The following is a 26,082-nucleotide window of genomic DNA, read 5'->3' on the forward strand; positions in this document are numbered from 1 at the left end:
CGTCATGATTGCTGTGGTCGTGGTCGTCATGATTGCTGTGGTCGTGGTCGTCATGATTGCTGTGGTCGTGGTCGTCATGATTGCTGTGGTCGTGGTCGTCATGATTGCTGTGGTCGTGGTCGTCATGGCTGCTGTGGTCGTGGTCGTCATGATTGCTGTGGTCGTGGTCATCATGATTGTTGTGGTCGTGGTCATCATCGTCACTCTGTTTGGAGAGAGATTGATTGACATAGCTATCCGTTAATTCGCAATTTGCATCGGAATTAATTTCAAAAAGAGACGCCGTTTCTTTCAGCGTTGACATTGCTTGCTGTATGGCTTGAGTTTGCTCTTGGGTTTGAGGGGCATGCTCGAATCCTACAATATCGGATCCTGGTGCTGTGATCTCTAAAAGAAGGTCATTACCATCTTGGGCAATATTGAGTTCTACTACACCATGGACATGAGCGTCGTGTTGACGAAAGCTATCATTAGCAAAAGCTGCAGTTGAAACTAAAGTACTAACGGCGATTGCACAGGCTGAAATGTTTGATGGAAAAGTCATTATGGTTCCTAAGTTTAAAATTAACGAGGTTATTTTTGATTAGGAATTCAACGGTGGTGCTCTTGCCTGTTGAACTGTTGGCGTATAGAAGCCTTGCTGAGTAGGAAGGATGAGTGGCGAGATAGGAGGGGGATATTTCTCAATTAGACCATTAGTTTCTGTCGGTGTCGCAATATGCGCGAGATGACAGGTATTACAATCTTGAATCTGATGCTCGGGGCTTAGTGCTTCTAATTTATGTAAAGCCGAAAGCGGTCCAATCACTGAGATTAGGACAATCAATACACTTATTGTTGCACGCAAAAAGTAAAGGTATCGACGTTTAATCACGTATGAAATCGCCACGAACAAAAGTAATGTAATAATATAACATTACTTTCTGTGCTGTTCATGGCTTTGTTAAATAAAAGTGGAGTCGTGGGCAATTATATATTTTCTTTCACTAACGTTATTGCTTGCTTCACTTCAGTTGATGTTAGCTTTCCTTCCTTAATAAACAAAACATTACCTTGTTTATCTAACACTATAATTGCAGAGCTTTCTTTCTGTAGATCCCAAGCAGACTGCACAGAGCCCGAAGCATCTAGCACCATCGATGACCATGAAAAATCTCGTTTGCTGTCTTCAGCTGATGACTTTACAAATCCACCAGTGCCCCACATAGAATCATCTTGGTTGATTATTGTGGTTGTTTGATAGTTTTCGTTAGGTAATTGAGCAACCTTTATTGCTTCAATAAATTCAGCGTTCATTTCTTTGGCTGCGCTGCGACCGGCTATTGCTTGAATCACACGTACCTTTCCGACTAGAGCTGAGTTATCCCATTCTTGATACGCGATGTTATCGTTGTTCAGTATAATTTCACCTTTGTCTGTTACCGAGACGCTAGGTGTTTTTTGCCCTAATTGAATGTTATGTGCGCTTACCATTCCTGGTAATAAGGCGGCAGCTAATAGCGCAATCATTGGCTTCTTATTCATTGTATTAATTCCATTTTTGTTAGACGCACCATTATCTTAGTTAACTTATCGTGATCTGGTTAAACCAGTACGGAATAATCGATCTTTATCACTAAAAGGTATGAATTCTATTCAAATAACGAAGGGCTGACACATGACAAACAACGTTTAGCTATTGTATCAACGAGTTTTTGCTTATTGATATGCTTTGTTCGTCGCTGCCTCAAAAAGCAAACTGGCGAAAAAATTGCATATATCGTTATATTGATTGAAACAAAAGTGATGATTAAAGGTCTACTATTATGATCATTAAGTGAGGGATTTATGCTTAGAATATTTAAGCAATACAGGCCGAATCAAATTGCCCGTTATGTGAAAAGCTACTTCCGAGGACGTTTATTCATTGTCGGTATTGGCGCTTTTGAGTTTGATTATGGTCGCTTATTACCGTCAACAAAACACGATTTGAAAGCATTGAGCACACTTTCAGAAGTAAATCGTGAGATTCAGTGCTTGGCGTTAGAAAGCGCTATGTAGCCAGAGCTTATGGGTCTCTGGCTACATATATAGATTGCTTGTGCTTATAAAGGTATGAAACACACCCCTGTACCGCCTAACCCACAATAGCCGTTAGGGTTTTTTGCTAGATATTGTTGATGATAATCTTCTGCAAAATAGAATGTACCAGCAGGCTCTATTTCTGTTGTAATAAGGCTTTCTAATTGTTGTTGTTCAAGAGATTGTTGATAACATTGCCTGCTGTGCTGAGCATATGTGAGCTGGTTAGGTGTCGTTGTATAAATAACTGAGCGATATTGAGTGCCAATATCATTACCTTGTTGCATACCTTGAGTTGGATTATGACTTTCCCAAAATAAAGTTAAAATCTGTTCTAAAGAGATAATTAAAGGATCATAAATAATCCTGACAACTTCTGAATGCCCTGTTTTACCTGAGCAAACTTCCTCATAGGTAGGGTTAGGAGTGAAACCACCACTATAACCAACAGCAGTACTATAGATGCCTGGTTGATTCCAAAATAAGCGTTCAGCTCCCCAGAAACAGCCCATGCCGATGATGATTTCGCTGTAATTATTAGGCTTCTCATCATTTAATATCGTACCATTCACTGCATGTGGCAATGATGGGGTAATGGATGTTGCTCGCCCAATTAAAGCTGTTTCAGGTGCGATTAAATTATGTTTGTTTGATGACATTGTTATATCCTTTTTACACTGCCTTTTAGATAGAAAATAGAGGATTGTTTACCAACAATCAATATTCAATGCTTTTCAGGGATGAGAGATTGGCTATGGTCTTTTGTTTTGTCACAATAATTTCGGCATCTGATTGAGATGAAACTTTACCAATGAAGCTAAATAATAATGAATGATGTTTTAAAACGGTTTGGTTTGACCGTTGTTGCAATGGTTTTAGCTACACCAGTGTTCGCAAATACGTCGCTAACCATTAAAGGATTAAAAGGGAATCTTCAGGATAATGTGGATGCTTATGTATCGGCGATCCCTAAAGATGACTACAGTACAACGCTGCGTTTTCAAGAGCAATTGGAAGATGAAATTGAAAAAGCATTAAAAGCGTTAGGTTACTATCAACCGATTTTTAGCTATGAGATTAAAGACGACGATAAGAAGTCATCCATTATCGTTACGGTTGAACAAGGGCCTATAACACGTATTGCGAAAAGTCATATTGTACTTTCAGGTATGGCAGAAAGTGATCCTGATTTTATTGCATTGGTAAAAGGTAGCGGCTTAGGGTTAGGCGAATCGCTGAATCACGGTAAATATGAATCCCTTAAATCATCGCTTTCAAGTTTAGCTTTGCGTAAAGGTTACTTCGATGCATCTTTAACTAAGAGTGTTATGGAAGTGGCTCCCTCTCGTAATGAGGCTTTTATTTCAATCGAATTTTCCAGTGGACGACGGTATAACTTTGGTGACACGACGTTTACTGGTAGCCAAATTGATGAAGATCGATTGCAATCGTTGATCCCATTTGAAAAAGATGACCCGTATTTAGCATCTAAATTGGGTGAATTTAATCAGCGTTTATCCACTGTCGGTTGGTTTTCTTCGATTTTTGTTGGTGGAGATGTACAGCATTTAGATGATGGAGCGGTGCCTATCGCTGTAAATTTAGCCCCTCAAGTACGTAATCAAATTGAAACGGGTATTGGTTACTCAACAGATGTCGGTACACGTTTAAAGCTTAACTGGAAGAAGCCTTGGCTAAATAGTGCTGGGCATAGTTTGAGTATTAAAACTGAACTATCAAAGGTGCAGCCTAAAATTGAGGCGGCGTATAAAATTCCACTTGATGATGTACTAAATGATTATTATCAGATCATTGGCGGTATTCGTTATGTTGATAACCATGATACAAAAAGTACAGAGTATAACATTGGTCTTGAAAGGCATTGGCGGCTTGAATCGGATTGGAAGCGTGTCGCTTCCTTGCGTTGGTTATACGAAGACTATAAGCAAGGGGTGGACGATAAAGGGAATGGTGAAAAAGGTATTCTGAGCATGATCATTCCAGGTATTACTTACAGCAAGACCCGCGCGAGAGGTGGTGCAATGCCAACGTGGGGCGATAAGCAACTAATATCGATTGAGTATGCTGATCCTGCTTTAGGTTCTGATACGCGTTTAGCCAGATTTCGTGGACGTAGTGCTTGGATTCGCAGTGCTGGTGAAAATCATCGAGGTATCTTACGCCTTGATGGCGGTGCTGTTATAGCGGAGAGCATTGAAGATGTACCACCGTCCATGCGTTTCTTTGCTGGTGGTGATAACAGTATTCGCGGGTATGGTTATGAATCTATAGCTCCGCGAAATGATGGTGGTCTGTTAGTCGGTGGGCAATACATGGCAACCTCAACGCTAGAGTATCAATACCGCGTTTATGGGGATTGGTGGGGGGCTGTATTCTACGATTATGGTTCGGCATGGATCAGTAACCCTGAATGGTATCGTGGTACAGGTGTGGGTGTACGTTGGGCGTCCCCTGTGGGTCCTATTCGTCTTGATTTTGCTTGGGGGCTTGAGAAAGAAAAAGACAAGTTCCAGCTCCACTTTACTCTGGGACCTGAATTATGATCTGGCTGAAGCGCGTATCATTAGGATTATTAGCTTTTATTCTCTTACTTATTATTGCTATAGCATCCCTACTTTATACTCCTGCGGGTGTGAAAATAGCGGTATGGGGGGCAATGAAAGTGTTACCTGCATTATCTGTTGAAAGTAGCAGTGGGGCGTTACTTAAGGGGTTTCAGTTAAATAAAATTCAATACAAAGACGACATCGTCGACCTGTCGGCTGATAACGTGAATTTGACGTTAGATGATAGTTGCCTACTAATACCTGAAATTTGTGTGACAGATTTAGGGCTAACAGGTGTACGTTTTTCGATGCCAGAACTGCCTGCTTCTCAGCCAGACACTGATATTGAACCTGAAACCGATCCAATTACTGAAATAGTAATGCCATTACCGATCCGTATTGATCGAGTTCGACTTGATGATATTAAATTCGATATTCTCGGCAATAAAGTTGCTTGGGAGCAATTTTCAACTGCTGCTGAGCTTGAAGGTAGCCATGTCATCTTGAAGCCAACAGACTGGCAAGGGATAGATCTCACTTTAGCATCACCATCTGAAGCTGAAGGTAGCGAGCCAGAAAAAAGTGTTACAGATTCACCCTCTCAGCCAATTGTATTGCCGGAAGTCGTACTACCAATGTCTTTTGATATTGAGCGTTTTACAATAAAAGACTTCAAACTCAATGGTGATACCCCACAAGCCGTTAATTTGTTGGAATTGGTAGCAACCGCTAAGGGCAGTGATATTGATGTAAGTAAGCTTGCGTTAGTTGTGCCTCAAGCAAAGCTAGATGCAACCGCAAATGTCTCGTTAACAGGCGATTATCCATTATTGCTTGATGCTGTAACCGATATAGCATTGGAGCCTTTACAAGGGCATAACCTTACTCTTAAAGCATCTGGATCATTAGCTAAACTGGCATTAAATGCCAGCTTAAAAGGCACTATTGATGCAATTGTTGCTGGCAATTTATCACCATTAGACTCTAAATTACCGTTTGATTTGAAAGTGTCGAGTAAGCACATTCAATGGCCGATTGATACTAAAGCTGAGTTTGACGTAGAAAATACCACGCTCAATGCGAAAGGTAGTTTGGATGGCTTTACATTTAATGTGAAAAGTAAAATCGATGGGGATCCAATGCCTGCGGTTGCTGTAAACCTTCAAGGTGACGGTGACTTAAATAAGGTGGCATTGAAAAGCCTGAAGGTCGATACGCTAGGTGGTTCGATTACGGGCAATGCAAATGCAAGTTGGAAAGATGCTGTCAAATGGCAAGGTCAATTAGATTTTAGCCATATTCAACCTGGTATTGAATGGCCAGATGCTCAGGGTGACTTGAGTGGGACTTTTCGCACCTCGGGTGGTTTAACTAAACAAGGTGGTTGGTTTGTTTCCCTACCTGAGTTAGCCATTGATGGTGTCGTTATGGATCAATCTTTTACTTTAAACGGTCAGCTTGATGCCAATGACAGAAGTGGCAAGGGCAATGTTCAGTTAGAAACCGATGGGCTGAATTTAAAGCATGGACCAAATGGCTTAACGGCAAAAGGTAAGTTAACCAAAGAGTGGGCGATGTCGGCACAAATAGATGCGCCAGATTTAGCACAATCATTACCAGGGCTTCGTGGTCGAGTGCAAGGTAAGGTTAATTTATCTGGAAAGATGGCAGAACCTAAAATTGATTTAGCTTTAAGCGGAAATACACTAGGTTGGCAAGAACAAGCGGCTTTAGAGTCTTTTGAATTGGCTGGTGAAGTGACTCCCGTTCCCCAATTAAAAGCGGATATTCGTTTAAATGCCAAAAATGGAACATTTGATACTTTTAAGCTCAATGATTTAAATCTTACATTTCGGGGAACGGAGGATGAGCATAAGCTGTTGCTTGATTTAAATGCTGATCCTGTAAGTGCTGATTTAGCATTAACCGGTAAGCTTGATCGTAGTACTGGTTGGCAAGGACTGCTCAATCAAGCCAAAATCGAGACGCCTGTAGGCCCTTGGAAACTGAATAAGCCAACAGCCTTGGGGTATAATTTAAAAACAGCATTAGCAAATGTTGCCGCACATTGTTGGCAGCAAGATAAATCATCATTGTGCTTAGTTGAAAACCTAGAGGCAGGCGCTTCTGGTCATGCAAAAGTCGCAGTTAATGATTTTGATTTTGATTTAATAAAGCCATTTATACCAGAAGAAACAACGTTAACAGGTAAAGTGGGTGCTAACTTAGAAGCAACATGGGCCCCCAAATCATCACCTTATATAAAGGCTCAAATTAAGCTCCCTTCTGGCTCTGTTTTACAACAAATTGCTCGTGATGAAGATCCTCTTATTGTTGGGTGGGATAGCGTTTCATTAAATGCTGAAGTTAAAAATGATGTACTGAATGCGGATTGGTTAGTCGCTGTAAAAAATAACGGTGATTTAAGTGGTAAAGCAACGGTTACACAGCTCACAAGTGATCAACAGCTAAATGCGAACGTTAAGATAGATCGTTTTACGCTTGATTTTCTTGAGCCTGTAATTAAGGATTATCATAAATTTGGTGGGCAGGTTGATACAGACTTAACGGTCACCGGTCCCATAAAACACCCTGCAATTAATGGTCTATTTAAGGTTACACGAGTAACGGCGACAGGGCGAAAAGTCCCTTTAGATGTTACCAATGCCGATATAACAGCATCGTTTGCTGGGTATAACGCCACCTTACAGGGTAATGTGCAAACACCTGATGGTAAGTTGCTTATCCGAGGTTCGGGTGATTGGCAAGATATGGCGGCCTGGAAAACGGAATTACATGTCAATGGTAAGGAACTTCAAGTGAGTGTTCCTCCCATGGTCGCATTAAAAGTATCGCCAGATTTGATGATTTCAGCATCGCCTCGACGCGCTGAAATTACCGGTAATGTAGGTATTCCTTGGGGACGTATTAATGTTAAGCAATTACCACAGTCAGCTGTTTCAGTGTCTGATGATGAAATCATTCTTGGCGATAACCTTAAACCAGTGAAAAATGAAGAAAGCATTCCCTTTGATATTAAAACCAATGTTTTAGTGAAGATCGGTGATGATGTGAAATTGTCTGCTTTTGGACTTAAAGCGGGCCTTATTGGTAAGCTGAGCGTTAGACAAGCAGGTAAAGGCCCACTGATTTATGGTGAGGTAAATATCACTAAAGGGTCGTCTTATCGTTCTTTTGGTCAAGAGTTAGTGATTCGTAAAGGGCAAATACTATTTAATGGTCCTGCTGATCAACCTTATCTATCTATTGAAGCCATTCGTGACCCCGATAATATTGAAGATGATGTTATTGCTGGCCTTCGAGTAACGGGTCCAGCAGATGCACCTAAAGTTGATATTTTCTCAGACCCAGCAATGCCTCAACAAAATGCGTTGTCATATATCCTTCAAGGTAAAGATATCGATAGTGAAGGTGGAGACAATAATAATGCCATGACAACCGCTTTGATTGGCATGGGGTTAGCGCAAAGTGGTCAGCTGGTGGGTGATGTAGGCAAAGCGGTAGGGGTTCAAGATCTGAGTGTCTCGACGGCAGGATCCGGTGATGATTCACAAGTCACTATTGGGGGGTATATTGCTCCTGGTCTTCAAGTGAAATACGGTGTCGGGATCTTTGATTCTATTGGTGAATTTACCGTTCGTTATCGTTTAATGACTGATCTATACGTTGAAGCAGTATCGGGACTCGACAGCGCTGTCGATCTATTATATCAATTTGAATTTAATTAATAGTATTGGCTAATGTAACGGATGTGGTAAAGGTTATGTCGTGTAAAGTTCTGGTTTATGGCACGTTAAGAGCGGGTCAAAGTAATCATCATTGGTTGAAAACAGCGGATTTTCTTGGTGCCTGTAAACTAGATAGTGGATATGCCCTTTATGATTTAGGGCTATATCCGGCTTTACTTGAAAATCATGACTGCACCTTACCTTTATATGGCGAGGTGTATAAAGTTGATAATTTGACGTTACAAGCACTGGATCGTTTAGAGGGATATCCGACGTTATACGAGCGGCACCTCGTATCGACGGTATGGGGTGAAGCATGGGTATATACATACCAATTATCTATTCAAGGTCGCCCACAGATAATGACGGGTGATTGGAATGTGTATGTAAAGCACCGTCAGTAAAATTGTACAGAATTAACGGATAAATAATCAGTAATTTAAAGTCATGATAGCGTTAGTTATCGTGCCTTATTTTTTATCCTGACTGATAGATTCTGGCATCGCGACAAGAAGTTTTTCGTAATTCTCGCCATTATAAATATTGTTATACCCCAACTTTTTCAATGCTTGCTCTGCTATCTCGGCTCGCCGACCTGAACGGCAATATAATAAAATTATTTGAGATTTATCATCAGAGAAAGATGTTATTGATCCTATTTTATCGAAAGGGATATTAATCGATTGAGGAAGGTGACCTGCCATAAATTCGTCATTAGAACGAACATCAATTAGCAGTGGGTTTCCTGTATTGTAATGCTGCCAAAATTCTTTAGCTGTAACGACTTCTGCATGCACGTTTGTTATCGTGAGGCTGGTTAATAACAATAATGCCGATATAAAAGAGGAATATACTCTCACGTGGAATGCTCTTTCTGTAATGCTAAGGGAGAATATAAACGCCTCTTAATAGAAGCGTTTACTTGAAAATGATATGAGTATTATTTTTCTTGAGCACGTTTAAAAGATGTCATTATCTCTTCTTTGGCAGCTGCGGCATCTTCCCATCCGTCGACCTTTACCCATTTACCGACTTCGAGCTCTTTGTAACGTTCAAAGAAGTGGGTGATTTGTGCTTTAAGCAGCTCAGGTAGATCATTTACATCTTGGATATGATCATACTCTTTGCTTAATTTACTATGTGGAACGGCCACTATTTTTGCATCTTCACCTGATTCATCTGACATTTTTAGCACGCCAACAGGACGGCAACGAATAACGGCGCCTGGTACTAATGGATAAGGTGTTGGTACTAATACATCAACAGGATCACCGTCTAACGATAGCGTGTCATTAACATAGCCATAGTTACATGGGTAGAACATTGGAGATGACATAAAGCGATCGACAAAAATGGCACCAGTATCTTTATCGACTTCGTATTTAATTGGATCTGCATTGGCTGGAATTTCAATAACAACATAAATGTCTTCAGGAATATCCTTTCCTGCAGGTACCTGATTAAGGCTCATGATTAACTTCCTTATATTACGTTAATAAAATGTTGTAGATATAAGAATTATAACCAGTGAATCTAAAATAAAAAGAAAATTGGTGGTTCACTATTACCTTTAGACAGAAACAAGTAAAAAGGCTGACCTATCTCTATATTATTCGATGAAGAGGCTTTCATTGAACATGTATTATGATGAAGTACAGCAGGTTGCAATGCACAACCTGCTGTTATTTTATTAGTATTGCTCTGGGTATTCTTCTATAAATGATTCAACTTGCTTAACCATATTGGTTGAGCCAACGAAGAAGGGAACACGCTGATGCAACTCAGTTGGTATGATGTCCAAGATGCGATTTTTACCATCTGAAGCAATACCACCGGCTTGTTCCATTAAAAATGCCATTGGATTGCATTCATATAATAAGCGGAGCTTTCCGTTTGGATACATTGCCGTACTTGGGTACATATAAATACCCCCCTTTAACAGATTTCGGTGAAAATCTGAGACTAAAGAGCCAATATAACGAGAAGTGTAAGGGCGGTTATCTGCAGGTACATCTTCTTGGCAGAACTTAATGTACTTTTTAACACCTTGTGGAAAACGAATGTAGTTCCCTTCGTTTATTGAGTAAATTTGACCATCTTCTGGAATCTGCATACTTTCATGAGATAAGCAGAATACACCTAATGATGGATCATATGTAAAGCCATGAATGCCATTACCTGTGGTGTAAACCAACATGGTTGATGAACCATAGATCACATAACCTGCGGCAACTTGTTGATTACCTGGTTGTAAGAAATCTTCTTGGGTGGGTGTAGTGCCAATCGGTGAAACACGACGATAAATAGAAAAAATAGTACCGACAGAGACATTGACGTCAATGTTTGAAGACCCATCAAGTGGGTCCATTAAGATGACATATTTAGCATTGCGATTTAGATCTTTATTGAACGTAACCGCTTCATCTTCTTCTTCACTCGCCACACCACATACTTGGTCTCGAGCTTCCATTGCTGCCTTGAATTTATCGTTGGCATACAGGTCAAGTTTTTGTTGTTCTTCACCCTGAACATTTTCGCTGCCTACGGCACCAGTAATATCAACTAATCCAGCTTTGTTGATTTCACGGTTGACGATCTTTGCTGCAAGTTTTATCGAGCCTAACAGTGATGATAGATCACCGCTAGCATGGGGGAAGTCATTTTGTTTCTCTACGATGAACTCACCAAGAGTTTTCATATTGGGCATGTACAATCCTTGCATCAAGTTGTCACTGGGGCGTTTATGTCAGGTACAATGTCTCGAATGGACAATTTTGCGTACCTGTTTTATAAAGTGTTACCTGTTTGTATATGACAAATTGTATAGAAAGATCTTTTTTATGGTAACGAAGTAATACAAAAGCGTGAAATGACCTTAATTTAGCCAGTGAGCCAGACGTTATGCACATTCATATTTTAGGTATATGCGGCACATTTATGGGCGGGGCTGCAACCCTAGCCAGACAATTGGGCCATAAAGTGACTGGCAGTGATGCCAATGTTTATCCTCCAATGAGTACTTTGCTTGAATCTCAGGGAATTGAGATTATTCAGGGGTATGATCCTGCGCAATTAAGCCCTGCGCCTGATTTGGTGGTTATCGGCAATGCAATGAGCCGTGGTAACCCGTGCGTTGAACATGTACTGAATAGCAATTTGCGCTATACCTCTGGCCCCCAATGGCTACAAGAGTTTCTATTACATGATCGTTGGGTTTTAGCTGTTGCTGGCACACACGGTAAGACGACAACTGCCAGCATGTTAGCGTGGATCCTTGAAGATTGTGGGTATGAACCGGGCTTCCTAGTGGGGGGAGTACTTGGCAACTTTGGTATCTCTGCCCGCTTAGGTGAAAGTATGTTTTTCGTTGTCGAAGCGGACGAATACGATAGTGCTTTTTTTGATAAACGTTCTAAGTTTGTTCATTATCACCCTCGAACGCTTGTTATGAATAATTTGGAGTTCGATCACGCTGATATTTTTGATGATTTGAAAGCCATTCAACGTCAGTTTCATCACTTAGTGAGAACAGTGCCAAGTAATGGACGCATTTTGGCACCCAAAGGTGTAGAGAGTATTCAGCAGACCCTTGATATGGGGTGTTGGAGTGAGCTTGAATTTACCGGAGACGATGGTCATTGGATTGCGAAAAAGCAAATGACTGATGGTAGTGTATTTGATGTGTACCTTGATGGCTTAATGATCGGTACAGTACGTTGGGATTTAGTCGGTGATCATAATGTGAGTAATGCACTAATGGCGATCGCAGCGGCGCGTCATGTTGGTGTTACGCCAGATCTGGGCTGTGAAGCATTAGCAACATTTATTAATACTAAGCGCCGCCTAGAATTAAAAGGCGAAGTGAAAGGCGTTAAGGTCTATGATGATTTTGCCCATCACCCAACCGCGATTGAGCTGACCTTAGGTGGATTACGCGCAAAAGTAGGCGACGAACAACGTATTTTGGCAGTACTAGAGCCGCGTTCAAATACGATGAAACTTGGGGTGCATAAAGGGGATATCGCCCCTGCATTAAATGCAGCTGATTACGTGTTTATCTATCAACCAGACACTATTCCATGGTCAGTTAATGAAATTGCCGATGGTTGTTCACAGCCAGCAGCAACGGATATTGACCTCGATAAGCTGGTGGATAAAATTGTCACTGAAGCGAAAGATGGCGACACTATTCTAGTGATGAGCAATGGTGGTTTCGGTGGCATTCATGACAAGCTACTTGCTGCTCTAGCGGCTAAATAATGGTGATTAAGGGTTTGAACAATGAAAGATAAACGCATTACCTTAGCGTGGACTGGCGCTTCTGGTGCTCCTTATGGCTTGCGTTTATTAGAGTGCTTGCTTGCTGCTGATTATCATGTGTATTTGCTGATTTCGTCTGCTGCAAGGGTGGTGTTGGCTACCGAGCATGGCTTGAAGTTACCAGCTGGCCCTGATGCTACGAAGGCTATTTTAGTTGAACATTTACAGTGCGACGCCAGTCAATTATCAGTATGTGGTAAAGATGATTGGTTCTCGCCAGTTGCATCAGGATCTGCGGCACCGAAGAAAATGATTGTATGCCCTTGCTCTACTGGAACGCTAGCCTCTGTCGCACACGGTATGTCTGACAACTTGATTGAACGTGCAGCCGATGTTGTCATGAAGGAGCGTGGGCAGCTATTAATGGTGGTACGAGAAACACCGTTCTCTACTCTTCATCTTGAGAATATGCTGAAGTTATCAAAAATGGGGGTGACGATTATGCCCGCAGCTCCGGGGTTTTATCATCAGCCTGAATCCATCAATGATCTTGTTGATTTTATGGTCGCAAGAATGCTGGATCATTTGAGTATTGAACAAGGTCTTGTTCCTCGTTGGGGATATGATCAGCGAAAAAAATAGCGCTTATTATTGAAAAAAGCCCACAACTGTGGGCTTTTTTATTTGTATTATTTGACCTATTTAAGGTGGGCCTGCGGCTTTAATACCAATACATTAATTGGTGAGTTTTCAACTACTTTTGAAGCAACAGAGCCTAGCATAACGCGATCGAGCTTCGAACGTTTATGGCTTGGCATGATGATGAGGTCGGCACCAATTTTTTCTGAATACTCAAGGATTGTTGTCCAGGTTTTCCCTTCACAAACATGCAGGTGATGTAATACTTCATCTGGAATATATTGCTCTGCAAATGCTTTGAGTTGCTTTTGAGTATCTTGCATCATTTTACGAGCTGCATCTTTGGGGAAGTAGCTCGATACCAATGACATGTGAATACCTGGTAATACATTCAATAAATGAATCGTCGCGTTAGATTGTTTTGCATGCCATACAGCCAATTCAACAGCCTTGTCTGCAAAACCTTTTTCATTTAGATCAACAGGAACCAAAATTTGCTTATACATATTATTCTCTATAATTGTATGGCTCTAAAGGAAGTGGATGCTCCCTTTAGAGTTTAGACCGTTATGCTGAGTCGTTATTTTGTCAATTCAGCTTTTGCTCGTCGGCGTTGGTTCCATCCTAAAGCACCTAAAAGAAGTAAAGTGGGAACAAAAACCCATTCTTTCATTGGTCTGACTGCCGGAAGGCTCACTTTCGTGATTTCCCAATCAAAGTCGATACCTGCTGCTTCTGCAGAGCTACCAAACTCAATCATATCAACAATCATTTTTTCACCGTCTTGACGTAGCATCAGCCCTGTTGATGCAATGCGATCATTGGGATCAATGGCATCTTCATCAAATGGTAACAGTACATGCTTAGTAATAAACTTACCTTCTAAGTTTTCACCACTGACTTGTAATTCAAGAGGTTGGCCAACCGCTAACTTATCTGCAGCGTCGACGATCAATGTACCTGGCATTTCATGCTTGGCATCGTAGACCATATCCCACCAATAACCAGGGCGGAATAATGAGAAGGTAATTAAGAGGAGTAATGCGACTTCCCACCATTTCGTTTTGGTAAACCACCAACCTTGTGTCGCGGCAGAGAAGGTTAACATTGCTATAACGGCTGATACGATAGTAAGGGTGAGGTGCCACCAGGAATCAATGTCGATCAACAATAATTGCGTATTGAAGATAAACATAAATGGCAAAATTGCAGTCCGAATATCGTAGGTAAAGCCTTGAATACCTGTTCTTATTGGGTCAGATTTGGCAATCGCTGCGGCTGCAAAAGCGGCAAGACCGACAGGTGGCGTATCGTCGGCAAGAATACCAAAATAGAATACGAATAGATGTACTGCAATTAACGGGATGATGAGTCCACTTTGTGCCCCAAGCGTTACAATAACGGGTGCCATTAGCGTTGATACCACGATGTAGTTCGCGGTTGTTGGCAGCCCCATTCCTAATATTAAGCTAATAATTGCTGTAAATAGCAGCATTAGCATGATATTTCCGCCTGAAATGAACTCGACAAAGTCAGTCATTACCAAGCCGATACCCGTTAGTGTAACTACGCCTACCACGACACCTGCAGCTGCTGTTGCGACACCGATACCGATCATGTTTCTGCCACCAGAAACAAGACTTTCGATGAGATCATTAGCACCTTCGCGTGCGGCATCGGTTAATGTTTTCTCTTTATTAAACAGTGCCAATAATGGGCGCTGTGTTAGTAAAATGAAAATCATAAAGACGGTTGCCCAAAATGCAGAAAGACCAGGAGAAAAGCGTTCAACGGTTAAGCACCAAACCAGTACAACGATAGGCAATAAGAAATACAGACCAGATTTAATCGTAGGGCCTGGGTCTGGCACTTCGGTTAGTTCTTCATCTGGGCTTTCCATCGTATGATCTTGATAGTTAGCCGAGACTTTTATCAAAGCAACATAGGCAATTAAAATCGCAACAGCAATCATTGGCGTTGCAGCTGTGCCGAATACATCTTTTGTCCAGCCGATACCGTAATAAACCGCACCACTGATCACTATCAGACCCAGTATCGTGACCACAAATGATAATAAGCTTTGTGCCATGGTTGGCTTATAACGACGTGGTAGCCCAGTCATACCTGCTTTACAGGCTTCAAGGTGGACAATATACAGCAAGGCAATATACGAAATTAATGCAGGTAAAATTGCCGCTTTAATAACTTCGACATAAGAAATACCGACATACTCAACCATTAGGAATGCTGCTGCACCCATGATTGGTGGAGTAAGCTGTCCATTAGTTGACGCTGCGACCTCAACGGCCCCGGCTTTTTCGCCGGAGAATCCGACGCGCTTCATCAATGGAATAGTAAAGGTACCAGTGGTAACAACGTTCGCGATTGATGAGCCAGATACTAACCCTGATAACCCTGATGCAACAACGGCGGCTTTAGCTGGCCCGCCACGCATATGACCTAATAAAGAGAATGCGACTTTAATGAAATAAGCCCCAGCTCCGGCTCGCTCTAACATTGCACCAAATAATACAAATAAGAAGACGAAGGAGGTTGATACGCCAAGTGCAACACCAAATACCCCTTCTGTAGTTAGCCATAAATGAGACATTGCCTTATTTAGACTAGCCCCTTTATGTGCAATAACATCTGGCATATGTGGGCCACCAAAGGTGTACAGCAAGAAGACAGCTGCGACAACCATTAGAGGCGGACCAAGTGCACGACGAGTTGCTTCAAGTAATAGGACCATGCCCATTACCGCAACCACAATATCTATTTGAGTAGGAGCGCCTGAACGTTCAGCGAGGCTGGTATAGAAAATGTAGATATAACCAGCGGCAAAACTGCCCGCTAACGCCAGGATCCAATCAACGACTGGAATATGATCGCGTGGCGAGTTTTTTAGAGCAGGGTAAGCGGTAAACGCCAGAAAAATAGCAAAAGAGAGGTGTACTGAACGTGCTTCGGTGTCGTTAAGGATGCCAAAGTTAAAAATAAATGGGAGCGGTGATGCGTACCATAATTGGAATAGTGACCAACACAGTGGAACTAACCATAAAATACGCCCAGCAATACCTGCGGGGGTTCGTGCTCCAGTATCTGCTTGTGCCACCATGTCTTGAACATCTGGTGACGTGTCTGTTGTTTTCGTCATGCAGCATCCTGTTTTTTATGATTTTTTATGGGCATGTTAAATAACATGCGCCGCAATCGCGGCGCATGGGGGCAACGGAGTGCCTCTTAAATGTAGTCAATCTTGATTATTTTGGAAGAAGACCAGCTTCTTTGTAGTAGCGGATTGCACCTGGGTGAAGAGGGATAGATAGACCATTTTTGATCATGTCTTCTTTCTTCAAGTTAGCAAATGCTGGGTGTAGACGTTTGAAGGTGCTGAAGTTTTCAAATACGGCTTTTACTACTTCGTAAACGACTTCATCAGAAACATCTGTTGTAGAAACCATCGTTGCTGCAACACCGAAGCTGTTTACATCTTCGTTTGAGCCTTTATACATGCCACCTGGTACTGTTGTTGTTGTGTAGTACGGGTTATCAGCAACAATTTTTTCAATTGCAGCGCCTGTTGCAGGTATTAGCTTCGCATCACAAGATGTTGTCGCTTCTTTGATTGAACCGTTTGGGTGACCAACAACATAGACAAAGGCGTCAATTTTATTGTCACAAAGTGCTTGTGAGCGCTCAGAACCTTTTAATTCTGACGTGAGTTTAAAGTCAGCGTTAGTCCAACCTAGGGCGTCCATTACAACACCCATTGTTGCACGGTCACCAGAACCTGGATTACCAATATTTACGCGCTTGCCTTTTAAATCTTCAACGCTATCAATACCAGCATCAGTACGGGCGATGATGTTGAATGGTTCTGTATGTAATGAGAATACAGCACGTAATTTCTTGTACGGTCCTTGTTTTTCAAATTTACTCGTACCGTTATAACCGTGGTACTGCCAATCTGATTGAACAATACCAAAATCTAATTCGCCAGCACGCATGGTATTGACGTTATAGATAGAACCACCTGTTGATTCTACAGAACAACGAACATTGTGCTCTTTGCTGCTTTTATTGACTAGTTTACAAATAGCGCCGCCTGTTGGGTAATAAACACCCGTAACAGAACCAGTACCAATGGTTACAAATTCTTGAGCGTTAGCCATGCCTGCTGTCATTACAACGCCTGCTAGTGCACTCATTTGTAGTAATTTTTTAAATGCCATGCTTGTCCCTTATTGATTGTAGTTATCTCCATTTAGGAAATGTTTTCCATCGATGGAAAGGCATCCTTGCGGAAGTAAATCAGCCAGATAATAGCAAAGTTGATGGAAATATTTAAAACTGTGTTAACAAAGATGTACAAAATGTTTGATAAAAAGGAGGGGGATAGTTGACTATTTCTTGTTATTTGTCTTTTTTATCAATTGGTTGGTGATGTTTTGTTCGAGGGGGGATAAGTTTTCTTGATTGTGAGCTTTATCTCATTTAATGGGGGCTAAAAGCCCCCGATTTTTGATTAGATGCTGTAATCGAAAAGGTCACACACAGAATTAAAGAGCTCTTCTGTTGTTGTTGTGTTGGTTGGGGTAATGAAAATTGTATCATCACCTGCAACAACACCAAGGATACCTTCTGCTTTACCTAATGAATCCAGTAAGCGAGCGATAACTTGTGCGGCACCTGGGCCGGTATGAATGACAACTAGGGCGCTGTTATGACCCACTTCCATTACGAGTTCCTTTAAAGGACTTGTAGTAGTCGGCACACCTAGTTCAATTGGTAAACAATAGACCATCTCCATTTTTGCATTACGAGTACGGACAGCACCGAACTTGGTCAGCATACGGGAGACCTTGGATTGGTTGATGTTGTCGAACCCCTGAGCTTTCAAGGCATCAACAATTTCACCTTGGGAGCTGAACTTTTCTTCTTTAAGAATAGATTTGAATGCTTTAATTAAGCGTTCTTGTTTATCTGAATTTCGCATAAGTAAATTTTATGTACAGGGACGAGGTGACGTATTTTTGCATAACCTATTGGTTAGTAGCAAACAGTGTTCATTGAAATTGACGTTTCAATCACTGTTATAGGCTCGGTCAATATCTTTTCATACAACTTATTTGATCTGTTATGCAGTATTGTTATTTGTTGCGATGAATAAATTTTGTGGAGTAAGTGCCATTCATTTATTCTTTTCCTTGTCGCACGCAGTAAGCCCACCTTATGATGAGAGTGCGTGACTTCGCAAAGCTGATTGTGTTCGATTGTATTTAACAATTGCTTGCTATAACGTCTTTAGCAGGTCTGAAATTATACTTCTATCGTAAAGGAGAACGAAAATGAAAGTTGCTGTAATTGGTGCTGCAGGTGGTATTGGCCAGGCATTGGCTTTACTGTTGAAAAACGGCTTACCTGCAGGTTCTGATCTTGCGCTATATGATATTGCTCCAGTAACTCCTGGTGTTGCGGCTGATCTTAGCCATATCCCAACTCCTGTTTCTATTAAGGGGTATGGTGGTGTCGATCCAACACCTGCATTAGAAGGTGCTGATGTTGTATTAATCTCTGCTGGTGTTGCACGTAAACCAGGAATGGATCGTTCTGATCTTTTCAATGTAAACGCAGGCATCATTAAATCTTTAGCTGAAAAAATTGCTGTTGTATGCCCAAAAGCATGCGTAGGTATCATTACTAACCCTGTAAATACGACGGTAGCGATTGCTGCGGATGTATTGAAAAAAGCAGGTGTATATGACAAGCGTCGTTTATTTGGTATCACAACACTTGATATTATTCGTTCAGAAACATTTGTTGCTGAATTAAAAGGTAAAAATCCAAGTGACATTCAGGTACCAGTCATTGGTGGTCATTCAGGTGTGACTATTCTACCTTTATTGTCTCAAGTTGAAGGTGTTGAGTTTTCTGACGAAGAAATTAAAGCATTAACGCCACGCATTCAAAATGCAGGTACTGAAGTAGTAGAAGCTAAAGCGGGTGGTGGTTCTGCAACACTATCTATGGGTCAAGCGGCTTATCGCTTTGGTCTTTCACTTGTTCGCGCCCTACAAGGTGAGCAGGGTATTGTTGAGTGTGCTTATGTTGAAGGTGATGGTAAGCATGCACGTTTCTTTGCACAGCCAGTTCTATTAGGTAAAGAAGGTGTAGAAGAAGTGATGGATTACGGCAAACTAAGTACTTTTGAACAAGAAGCACTAAATAACATGCTAGATACCCTGACTTCAGATATTACACTAGGTGAAGAGTTTGCTGCTAAATAATAGCTGCATATAACTCTCATCAAAAAGCGACATTATATGTCGCTTTTTTTATGCGTTCATATTTGTAATGGCTTACATTGTTAATAGTAACTGTCGCAACCAGTATGAAGCTGAGGCTGATCGGTAATGTCATCGCATTGAATAGTGTTGCGTGTATGATCATCTTTGCTTTCAATGATCACTACATTGTTCGCTTGATCAATTGAAATTATTTCAGCCACACCCCGTTGGCATTCGATCCACATTCCCTGCTTTAGATCTTTAATTTGCATAACGTCTCCTATTACTTAAAAGCGATTTTCGATTAATATAAGTATAGATACGATCCGATGTTGGTGTTTGGATCACTGTGAGGATCGTCGGGATATAAAAAAGCCTGCACGAGGCAGGCTTTTTATCGAAATATCGATTTTACTTTGTACGTTTAACCGCTAAATGGGCTAGTTGGATTAACGCTTCTTTGTAATCAGACTCAGCAATGGGCGCTAGTGCTGCGATTGCTTTATCTGCTTCTTCTTCCGCACGTTGTTGAGTGTATTCCAAAGAGCCAGCTTCGCGCATGGCGGCAAGAATATCGTTTAGTTTGTCCATGCCATTGGATTTTTCAATCGCTTCACGAATCATGGCTGATTGCGCTTCATTACCATTATGCATAGCATGTAGCAGTGGAAGTGTTGGTTTGCCTTCGGAAAGGTCATCACCCACGTTTTTACCCATCTCCTTGCCATCTGCGACATAATCCAACACATCATCAATGAGCTGAAAAGCAGTACCGAGGTAACGGCCATAGTCTTGCAGCGCAACTTCAACTTCAGTAGAAGATTCTGTGATAATCGCAGAAATCTGAGTTGCAGCTTCAAAAAGACGCGCCGTTTTAGAGTAGATAACCTGCATATAGTTATCTTCAGTCGTATTAGGATCATTGCAGTTCATTAGCTGCAGAACTTCACCTTCAGCGATCACATTTGTTGCTTCACTCATGACATCAAGGATCTTTAACGATCTAAGACTCGTCATCATTTGAAATGAACGGGTATAAATATAGTCCCCGACAAGAACGCTCGCTGCATTACCAAATGCAGCATTGGCTGTTTCTTTACCACGGCGCATGTCTGATTCATCAACAACGTCGTCATGTAACAATGTTGCAGTATGAATAAATTCTACAAATGCAGCAGCCGTTATATGTTTGTCTCCTTGATAGCCCAAAGCTCGAGCGGCAAGAACGACAAGCATTGGACGTAAGCGTTTGCCACCACCGCTTACAATGTAAAAGCCTAGTTGATTAATAAGAGCTACATCTGAGTTCAGTTGTGCTTGTATCTTCGCGTCAACTTCCGCCATATCGTTGGCGGTGAGCGCTTGGATAGCTTTAAAATCCATTATACATCCAGCAAAATTGTTGGCCGCTTAAGGCGGAGAATTATTCAAAACAGTTATGGAATCTTACACTAAATTATATCTTTATTCATAACCCCGATTAATCATAATGAGACCGCTTAAATTATTGAACACCTTTCCACCAATTTTCTTTCTTTAATGGGTTGCCAGAAGCGTCGTTTTCACGTAACATTCGCGCCCTATTGATGACAAGATTAAGCGCATACCCATTGCCCAAAATTTACGTGGCAAATGGCCTATGCGGAGAAGCGGAGTAAGACATGTACGCTGTTTTCCAAAGTGGTGGTAAGCAACACCGAGTAAGCGAAGGTCAAACCTTGCGCTTGGAAAAACTAGAAGCTGAAACTGGCGCAAACGTTGAGTTTGATTGCGTTCTTTTAGTTGCTAACGGTGAAGAAGTAACAGTTGGTGCACCATTCGTAACTGGTGGTAAAGTAACTGCTGAAGTTGTAACGCACGGTCGTGGCGATAAGATTAAAGTCGTTAAGTTCCGTCGTCGTAAGCATTCTCGTAAGCAAATGGGCCACCGTCAGTGGTTCACTGAAGTCAAAATCACTGGCATCAGCGCTTAATAACTAGGAGAATTTAAAGATGGCACACAAAAAAGCTGGCGGTTCTACTAATAACGGCCGCGATTCAGAAAGTAAACGTCTAGGTGTTAAGCGCTTCGGTGGTGAATCTGTACTTGCAGGTAACATCATCGTTCGTCAACGTGGTACTAAGTTCCACGCAGGCACTAACGTTGGTTTGGGTAAAGACCACACACTATTCGCACTTACTGACGGTAAAGTTAAGTTCGAAGTTAAAGGTCCTAAAAACCGCAAATTCGTAACTATCGAAGCTGCTTAATTTAGCCTCGTAACGAATATTAAAGCCCTGCCTATTGGCGGGGCTTTTTATTTATGGAGGGTTTATGTCTACTCATAACCCTGCTGCTGGTATGGCTTTAGCACTGACAACGGCTGTTTTTTGGGGGGCTTTGCCCATTGCCATGAAACAAGCTGTAGAAGTGATGGATCCCTTTACCATCGTTTGGTATCGCTTTGTAACTGCTTCTATTGGTTTAGGTGTTTGGTTATTTTGGCGAAAGCAATTACCTCAAGTTAAATCTGCTAGGCTTTCAGATATTGGTCTGTTATTGCTGGGTAGTATTGGTCTTGCTGGTAACTTTGTACTGTATAACAGTGCATTAAAATTCCTAGATCCTTCAGTGGTTCAGGTCATTATTCAGTTGGCTCCCGTCATTTTGTTATTGTCGAGTGTATGGCTGTTTAAAGAAAAGTTAGGCGTACACCAAATAATTGGTGTGTCATGCTTGGTGTTCGGTTTGCTCCTGTTTTTTAATGAAAAACTAGTTGATTTATTAACGAGTTTTACAGGGTATACGCTTGGCGTATTATTAGCAGTCGTTGCCGCTTTAGTTTGGGTTGTTTATGCGCTGGCACAAAAGTGCTTGCTTAAGCAGTTCAGTTCACCTCAGATCTTACTGATGATCTATGTGATCTGTGCACTAATGCTTACGCCGATGGCTCAACCAGAGCAGCTTTTATTAATGGATTCGAGACAGTTGGGCATGTTGATGTTCTGCTGTATTAATACGCTTGTAGGATACGGTGCATTTGCTGAAGCAATGGCACGTTGGCAAGCTTCACAAGTGAGTGCGGTTATTACCCTTGCTCCCTTGTTTACGATATTATTTGTAGACCTTGCTAGTTTGATTTGGCCACAATTCTTTGTAGCAGCAGACCTTAATACTTTAGGGTATCTCGGTGCAATGGTTGTGGTGAGCAGTGCCATGTTCTGTGCAATTGGCCATAAAATTATTCGCCAGCACAAATAGCCAAGGTCCATTACAATGGTTAATACAATCTGATTAATTTAATGTGCGTAAAGCATGTAATAAGTCAGACTCGTATGTTAAACGCCACAGTGCGGAGAAAAAGATGAAGTTTGTAGATGAAGCGGTAATTCGAGCTGATGCTGGCGACGGTGGTAACGGTACCGTTAGTTTCCGTACTGAAAAGTATGTGCCTCGAGGCGGTCCTGACGGCGGTGATGGCGGCGACGGTGGTGATGTTTACCTACTCGCAGATGAAAACGTTAATACATTGATTGATTTCCGTTTTGAGCGCTTCCATGCTGCTGAACGTGGCGAAAATGGTCGTGGTGGTAACTGTACGGGTCATCGTGGTGAAGATAAGATCTTGACTGTTCCTGTTGGTACTCGTGCGATCGATGAAGAAACAGGTGAAGTCATTGCTGACTTAACGGATCACGGCGTTAAAGTGATGGTTGCTAAAGGCGGTTTCCACGGTCTTGGTAACACACGCTTTAAGTCATCTGTGAACCGTGCTCCTCGACAAAAATCAATGGGCAGTAAAGGTGAAATTCGTCATTTACGTCTTGAACTACTGTTACTTGCTGATGTAGGAATGCTTGGCTTACCTAACGCTGGTAAATCTACCTTCATTCGCTCTGTATCTGCCGCTAAGCCGAAAGTTGCTGATTACCCATTCACCACCTTGATTCCTAGCTTAGGTGTTGTACGTGTTGATGCTGAGCGTAGTTTCGTTGTTGCTGATATTCCTGGTTTGATTGAAGGTGCTGCTGATGGCGCAGGTCTAGGTATACGCTTCCTTAAGCACCTAGAGCGTTGTCGTGTACTGTTGCACATGATTGATTTGCTACCTGCTGATGGTTCTGACCCAATTGAGAATGCATTTACAATTATTAACGAGCTGGACAAATACAGTGATAAGTTAGCAAATAAACCGCGTTGGCTTATCTTCAACAAAGTTGATTTGTTGTCAGAAGAAGATACACAAGCGAAAATTAGCGAAGTCTTAGAAGCGTTAGCGTGGGAAGGTGATTACTACTGTATCTCTGCACTTACTCGTGACGGTACTAAAGAGCTAACTTACGACCTAATGACAACGATCGAATCACTTCCTCAGAATAAGTATGACGAAGTTGAAGAGAAAGTTGAGAAGGTTGAATTCAAGTGGGACGATTATCACGCTGAGCAAATTAAAAAAGCTGAAGAAGATGATGACGATGATGACGATTGGGATAACTGGAATGAAGATGATTACGACGTAGAGATCATCTACAAGCCGTAATCGTTAGCTATCATAATAGCTTACACTGATTATCTTAATGAAAGCCGCTCTTATGAGCGGTTTTTTTGTGTCTAATCAACAAGGCTATAATTGATTTGTCTGATAATTATTCTTAATGGTACTTTAAGTAGAATGTGATTGATGAGTCACTATAGCTGCTGCAATGAATGAACTAAGGGAATAGCATGACAACGGGATTGAGGCGGTTATCAGAGCCTGAACAGAGAGAAGTATCACGATTGGCAGTGGCTGCAGGACAGAAGCTACTCCAGCATGGTGCTGAAAGCACGCTAGTCACTGATGTAACCTGTCGATTAGGTGTCGCCTTGGGCGTTGAGAGTGTTGAGGTGTCGCTGTCTGCAAGCTCTATGGTCATCACGACCCTGAATCACGGACGTTGTATTACAACGACACGTCGCTGCCAAGATCGTGGGATAAATATGCAAGTTGTGACCGATATCCAGCGAGTTTGCATTATGGCTGAACGAGGGTTATTAGATATAGACAGCGTGCATCATCGTTTAGAAAAGATCAAACCTCTGAGGTATAACCGTTTCCTTGTTATTGTGATGATCGGCTTGTCTTGTGCTTCATTTAGCCGGTTAGCTGGTGGTGATTGGCCGGTATTTCTTCTGACGTTTATTGCTTCTTCTGTGGGCATGTTTGTGCGACAAGAAATTGCCCATTGCCACTTTAATCCGCTTGTTAATTTTGGTGTTACAGCCTTTGTCACAACCTTGATTTCGGGCTTAGGTCAAGTATACCAAATTGGTGAAACCCCCTTCTTGGCCATGGCATCATCAGTATTAATGCTCGTTCCAGGGTTCCCTTTAATTAATGCCATTTCTGATATGGTGAAGGGATATTCGAATATGGGTATAGCACGTTGGACTCTAGCTAGCTTGTTAACATTATCGACCAGTATGGGGATTGTTGCTGCGATGAATGTACTCGGTGTATGGGGGTGGTTGTCATGATCAATCTTGATTTTTTTATGGCATTACTTAACGATATGTTTTTCTCGATGATCCCAGCCGTTGGTTTTGCGCTGGTATTTAATGTTCCTCAAAAAGCCTTAAAGTATTGTGCGATTGGTGGGGCGTTAGGTCATGGCTGTCGCTTTGTATTATTGCACTGGGGTGTACCTATTGAATGGGCAACGTTAGGTGCCGCAACGTTAGTCGGTATGATTGGTGTACATTGGTCACATCGTTTTCTTGCCCACCCTAAAGTCTTTACCGTTGCAGCAATGATTCCTATGGTACCCGGCGTGTTTGCGTTTAAAGCGATGATTGCATTGGTTGAAATTAATCATAGTGGCTACAGTGTCGAATTATGGGGTTTGATGATAGAAAATGTTCTGAAGGCTGTCTTTATTGTGGCTGCTTTAGCTATTGGACTGGCAATGCCTGGGCTATTGTTTTATCGTCGCCGGTCAGTGGTATAAATTTATCTATGGGTATTACTTAAGGAGATATGAAGTGAAGATCAGTATGATCGCAGCGATGGCTAAAGATCGCGTTATTGGTAAAGATAATGCGATGCCATGGCATTTACCTGCAGATTTTGCATGGTTTAAGAAATCTACCTTGGGTAAGCCAATTGTGATGGGGCGTAAAACGTTTGAATCAATTGGTCGCCCTTTACCTGGTCGTTTGAATATTGTTATTAGTCGTAACCCTGCATTTAGCGTCGAAGGTGTTACGGTTGTTGCCGATATAGAAGCGGCAAAGCATGCTGCTGGGGATATTGAAGAGTTAATGATCATTGGTGGCGGCAGTATTTATGAGGCGTGCTTACCAAGTGCTGATCGCCTTTATTTAACATTTATCGATCTTGATGTTGATGGTGATACTTGCTTCCCAGATTGGGGAGATGGTTGGATTAAAAGTTATACTGAACACTATTCTTCTGATGAAAAGAACGCGCATGATATGCAATTTGTGATTTTAGATCGCAACGTCGATCTTACTTAAGGTTTTATATCAATTCAGAA

General features: G+C 41.7%; 27 protein-coding genes. 14 read left to right on the plus strand and 13 right to left on the minus strand.

Annotated elements, in window-relative coordinates:
- The 3 genes from C9J48_RS19870 to C9J48_RS19880 all read right to left on the minus strand — a co-directional run.
- Positions 1 to 544, minus strand: a 544-nt coding sequence (locus tag C9J48_RS19870; RefSeq protein WP_107281226.1) for a ZrgA family zinc uptake protein, incomplete at its 3' end; no start/stop codon positions are given.
- Positions 545 to 583: 39 nt separating this feature from the next.
- The gene (locus C9J48_RS19875; protein WP_242610767.1) at positions 584 to 874 is read right to left on the minus strand and encodes a hypothetical protein; all 291 of its coding nucleotides are present in this window, start codon (positions 872 to 874) and stop codon (positions 584 to 586) included.
- A gap of 95 nt (positions 875 to 969) precedes the next feature.
- Positions 970 to 1,524: a YtfJ family protein gene (locus tag C9J48_RS19880; protein WP_006228411.1), complete on the minus strand. Its 555-nt coding sequence runs from the start codon at positions 1,522 to 1,524 to the stop codon at positions 970 to 972.
- A gap of 303 nt (positions 1,525 to 1,827) precedes the next feature.
- Here C9J48_RS19880 and C9J48_RS19885 point away from each other — a divergent pair, with 303 nt between their 5' ends.
- Positions 1,828 to 2,040 carry a DUF1107 domain-containing protein gene (locus tag C9J48_RS19885; RefSeq protein ID WP_006228410.1) on the plus strand — a complete coding sequence of 71 codons (213 nt, stop codon included), beginning with the start codon at positions 1,828 to 1,830 and terminating at the stop codon, positions 2,038 to 2,040.
- 44 nt (positions 2,041 to 2,084) lie between these two features.
- Here C9J48_RS19885 and msrA read toward each other — a convergent pair whose 3' ends face one another.
- A complete protein-coding gene (gene msrA, locus C9J48_RS19890) occupies positions 2,085 to 2,720 on the minus strand; it encodes a peptide-methionine (S)-S-oxide reductase MsrA (RefSeq protein WP_006228409.1) in 636 nt (211 codons plus the stop codon).
- A gap of 168 nt (positions 2,721 to 2,888) precedes the next feature.
- Between msrA and tamA the strand changes: the two genes are divergently transcribed.
- The 3 genes from tamA to C9J48_RS19905 are packed head-to-tail and all read left to right on the plus strand — an operon-like array spanning position 2,889 to position 8,781.
- On the plus strand, positions 2,889 to 4,625 hold the full coding sequence (tamA, locus tag C9J48_RS19895) for an autotransporter assembly complex protein TamA (protein ID WP_006228408.1): 1,737 nt from the start codon (positions 2,889 to 2,891) through the stop codon (positions 4,623 to 4,625).
- Positions 4,622 to 8,377, plus strand: a complete 3,756-nt coding sequence (gene tamB / locus C9J48_RS19900; RefSeq protein ID WP_006228407.1) for an autotransporter assembly complex protein TamB — start codon at positions 4,622 to 4,624, stop codon at positions 8,375 to 8,377. Before tamA ends, tamB begins: the two co-directional genes overlap by 4 nt.
- A 35-nt stretch (positions 8,378 to 8,412) precedes the next feature.
- Entirely contained in the window at positions 8,413 to 8,781 is a 369-nt protein-coding gene (locus C9J48_RS19905) for a gamma-glutamylcyclotransferase family protein (RefSeq protein ID WP_006228406.1), read from the plus strand.
- Positions 8,782 to 8,847: 66 nt separating this feature from the next.
- Here the strand turns inward: C9J48_RS19905 and C9J48_RS19910 are convergent, their stop codons facing one another.
- The 3 genes from C9J48_RS19910 to fbp form a co-directional block, all read right to left on the minus strand.
- Positions 8,848 to 9,237 carry a rhodanese-like domain-containing protein gene (locus C9J48_RS19910; protein ID WP_081450063.1) on the minus strand — a complete coding sequence of 130 codons (390 nt, stop codon included), beginning with the start codon at positions 9,235 to 9,237 and terminating at the stop codon, positions 8,848 to 8,850.
- Positions 9,238 to 9,317: 80 nt separating this feature from the next.
- A complete protein-coding gene (ppa, locus tag C9J48_RS19915; RefSeq protein ID WP_006228404.1) occupies positions 9,318 to 9,848 on the minus strand; it encodes an inorganic diphosphatase in 531 nt (176 codons plus the stop codon).
- 219 nt (positions 9,849 to 10,067) lie between these two features.
- Positions 10,068 to 11,084 (minus strand): class 1 fructose-bisphosphatase, encoded by a 1,017-nt coding sequence (fbp, locus tag C9J48_RS19920; protein ID WP_006228403.1) that lies wholly within the window; start codon positions 11,082 to 11,084, stop codon positions 10,068 to 10,070.
- A 194-nt stretch (positions 11,085 to 11,278) separates the two neighbouring features.
- Between fbp and mpl the strand changes: the two genes are divergently transcribed.
- Both mpl and C9J48_RS19930 read left to right on the plus strand, forming a co-directional pair.
- On the plus strand, positions 11,279 to 12,637 hold the full coding sequence (gene mpl, locus C9J48_RS19925) for a UDP-N-acetylmuramate:L-alanyl-gamma-D-glutamyl-meso-diaminopimelate ligase (protein ID WP_006228402.1): 1,359 nt from the start codon (positions 11,279 to 11,281) through the stop codon (positions 12,635 to 12,637).
- Between the two features lie 21 nt (positions 12,638 to 12,658).
- Positions 12,659 to 13,279 (plus strand): flavin prenyltransferase UbiX, encoded by a 621-nt coding sequence (locus C9J48_RS19930; RefSeq protein ID WP_006228401.1) that lies wholly within the window; start codon positions 12,659 to 12,661, stop codon positions 13,277 to 13,279.
- 56 nt (positions 13,280 to 13,335) lie between these two features.
- Here C9J48_RS19930 and C9J48_RS19935 read toward each other — a convergent pair whose 3' ends face one another.
- From C9J48_RS19935 to argR, 4 genes are all read right to left on the minus strand, one after another.
- On the minus strand, positions 13,336 to 13,782 hold the full coding sequence (locus tag C9J48_RS19935) for a universal stress protein (protein ID WP_006228400.1): 447 nt from the start codon (positions 13,780 to 13,782) through the stop codon (positions 13,336 to 13,338).
- Positions 13,783 to 13,856: 74 nt separating this feature from the next.
- Positions 13,857 to 16,433, minus strand: a complete 2,577-nt coding sequence (locus C9J48_RS19940; RefSeq protein ID WP_006228399.1) for a TRAP transporter permease — start codon at positions 16,431 to 16,433, stop codon at positions 13,857 to 13,859.
- Between the two features lie 106 nt (positions 16,434 to 16,539).
- Entirely contained in the window at positions 16,540 to 17,511 is a 972-nt protein-coding gene (locus C9J48_RS19945) for a TAXI family TRAP transporter solute-binding subunit (RefSeq protein WP_006228398.1), read from the minus strand.
- Between the two features lie 293 nt (positions 17,512 to 17,804).
- Positions 17,805 to 18,275: a transcriptional regulator ArgR gene (gene argR / locus C9J48_RS19950; RefSeq protein WP_006228397.1), complete on the minus strand. Its 471-nt coding sequence runs from the start codon at positions 18,273 to 18,275 to the stop codon at positions 17,805 to 17,807.
- A gap of 352 nt (positions 18,276 to 18,627) precedes the next feature.
- On the opposite strand from argR, the gene mdh reads away from it, so the two are divergent.
- Positions 18,628 to 19,566, plus strand: coding sequence for a malate dehydrogenase (gene mdh / locus C9J48_RS19955; protein WP_006228396.1), 939 nt, complete (start codon positions 18,628 to 18,630; stop codon positions 19,564 to 19,566).
- 80 nt (positions 19,567 to 19,646) lie between these two features.
- Here mdh and C9J48_RS19960 read toward each other — a convergent pair whose 3' ends face one another.
- Positions 19,647 to 19,838: a hypothetical protein gene (locus C9J48_RS19960; RefSeq protein WP_006228395.1), complete on the minus strand. Its 192-nt coding sequence runs from the start codon at positions 19,836 to 19,838 to the stop codon at positions 19,647 to 19,649.
- A 139-nt stretch (positions 19,839 to 19,977) separates the two neighbouring features.
- Complete coding sequence (gene ispB, locus C9J48_RS19965; protein WP_006228394.1) at positions 19,978 to 20,949, minus strand: octaprenyl diphosphate synthase; 972 nt, start codon at positions 20,947 to 20,949, stop codon at positions 19,978 to 19,980.
- Between the two features lie 278 nt (positions 20,950 to 21,227).
- On the opposite strand from ispB, the gene rplU reads away from it, so the two are divergent.
- From rplU to folA, 7 genes are all read left to right on the plus strand, one after another.
- Positions 21,228 to 21,539: a 50S ribosomal protein L21 gene (rplU, locus tag C9J48_RS19970; RefSeq protein WP_006228393.1), complete on the plus strand. Its 312-nt coding sequence runs from the start codon at positions 21,228 to 21,230 to the stop codon at positions 21,537 to 21,539.
- A 19-nt stretch (positions 21,540 to 21,558) separates the two neighbouring features.
- Positions 21,559 to 21,816, plus strand: a complete 258-nt coding sequence (gene rpmA / locus C9J48_RS19975) for a 50S ribosomal protein L27 (protein ID WP_006228392.1) — start codon at positions 21,559 to 21,561, stop codon at positions 21,814 to 21,816.
- A 64-nt stretch (positions 21,817 to 21,880) separates the two neighbouring features.
- The gene (locus C9J48_RS19980; protein ID WP_006228391.1) at positions 21,881 to 22,807 is read left to right on the plus strand and encodes a DMT family transporter; all 927 of its coding nucleotides are present in this window, start codon (positions 21,881 to 21,883) and stop codon (positions 22,805 to 22,807) included.
- Positions 22,808 to 22,910: 103 nt separating this feature from the next.
- On the plus strand, positions 22,911 to 24,086 hold the full coding sequence (cgtA, locus tag C9J48_RS19985) for an Obg family GTPase CgtA (RefSeq protein WP_006228390.1): 1,176 nt from the start codon (positions 22,911 to 22,913) through the stop codon (positions 24,084 to 24,086).
- Positions 24,087 to 24,271: 185 nt separating this feature from the next.
- Positions 24,272 to 25,063 carry a threonine/serine exporter family protein gene (locus tag C9J48_RS19990; protein WP_006228389.1) on the plus strand — a complete coding sequence of 264 codons (792 nt, stop codon included), beginning with the start codon at positions 24,272 to 24,274 and terminating at the stop codon, positions 25,061 to 25,063.
- Positions 25,060 to 25,533 carry a threonine/serine exporter family protein gene (locus tag C9J48_RS19995; protein WP_006228388.1) on the plus strand — a complete coding sequence of 158 codons (474 nt, stop codon included), beginning with the start codon at positions 25,060 to 25,062 and terminating at the stop codon, positions 25,531 to 25,533. The genes C9J48_RS19990 and C9J48_RS19995 overlap by 4 nt, the downstream gene beginning before the upstream one ends.
- A 34-nt stretch (positions 25,534 to 25,567) precedes the next feature.
- Positions 25,568 to 26,062 carry a type 3 dihydrofolate reductase gene (gene folA / locus C9J48_RS20000; RefSeq protein ID WP_006228387.1) on the plus strand — a complete coding sequence of 165 codons (495 nt, stop codon included), beginning with the start codon at positions 25,568 to 25,570 and terminating at the stop codon, positions 26,060 to 26,062.
- Positions 26,063 to 26,082 lie beyond the last annotated feature (20 nt).

Source organism: Photobacterium profundum, from assembly GCF_003026285.1.
In the GTDB taxonomy this organism is placed as follows: Bacteria; Pseudomonadota; Gammaproteobacteria; order Enterobacterales; family Vibrionaceae; genus Photobacterium; species Photobacterium profundum.